Raw genomic sequence first — 1,121 nt, forward strand, 5'->3', positions numbered from 1 at the left:
AGCCATCGTCGCTGTTGAGGTACTCGGTCATCTGGCCGAGGGCGTCGATTTCGGCGAGAAGGTTGCCCTTGTCGTCGTAACGCGCCGTCCAGGTGCTGCCGTCCGGGTAGGTGACCTTGGTCACCAGGGTGGTCAGGTGGTGATATTCGTAGGTGATCTTGCGGCCCAGCGGGTCGGTTTCTTCGAGCAGGCGGGCGAACTCGTCGTACTGGAAGGTCAGGCGATTGCCGTCTGGCAGATCGAGGCCGACCATGTTGCCCTGCTCGTCCAGCTCGATGGCGTAACGCTCGCCACCGTAGTCGCGGCTGGCGATGACGCGGTGGTCGGCGTTGTACTGCACCTCCAGTTCACGGCCGAGCACGTCGGTGGCCCAGCTGGTGCGGGCGTCGAGGTCGTAGCGGAAATGGTAGTGCTCGCCGTCGCTGGTCCAGTGCTCGACCACCCGGGGGTTGCCGCCCTGGGTTTCCCAGCGGTAGTGGCAGCCCAGGCCCAGGGCGTTGCTGTGGGTGACCATCAGGCCTTCGGCGTAGCTGAAGCTGCGCACGGTGTCGCCGTTGCGGTTGATCACCGCGCTCAGCTGGCCGTGTTCGTCGTAGCGGTACTGGGTGAGCGTTTCGACGGCCTGGTTGTCGACCACGCGCTTGATGTCGGTCAGGCGGCCCAGCGGGTTGTCGTAGTGCAGGTGCACGCGGGTGCCGCCAGTGGCGCTGATGTCGGTCAGGGTGCCGTCGGAGGTGCGGGTGAAGTGCAGGTAGTGGCCGAGGGCGTTTTCGATGCGCTGTAGCGGCACCTCGGTATTGGTGTCAGGCACTTCACCGAAGTAGAAGAACAGGTTGTCGAGGGTCTGCAGCAGGTAGTGGCCGCCCTCGGTGCACACCAGGTAAACCTGCTCGTGCGGGTTGTAGATGCGCTCGCCCGGTTGCAGGGTCACGAACGGGACTTCGCGGCCCTGGTTGTCGGTAAGGTAGATGAACGAGCCCTGGCGGCGCAGGCTCTGTTCCCAGGGCAGCACCCAGCCGCGGCCGAGCACGCTGTCGACGGTGAGGTCGCTGGCGTAGAAGCGTGACCATTCGATCGGCATCAGGCCGGGCAGGCTGAAGTCGATTTCATCGGGGATCAGC

At 64.9% G+C, this 1,121-nt stretch carries 1 protein-coding gene; it reads right to left on the reverse strand.

The window, feature by feature from the left end:
- The coding region (locus HU738_RS25735) for a DUF6531 domain-containing protein (RefSeq protein WP_225923539.1) at nucleotides 1-1,121 on the reverse strand (1,121 nt) is incomplete at both ends.

The organism is Pseudomonas vlassakiae, from assembly GCF_014269035.2.
In the GTDB taxonomy this organism is placed as follows: domain Bacteria; phylum Pseudomonadota; class Gammaproteobacteria; order Pseudomonadales; family Pseudomonadaceae; genus Aquipseudomonas; species Aquipseudomonas vlassakiae.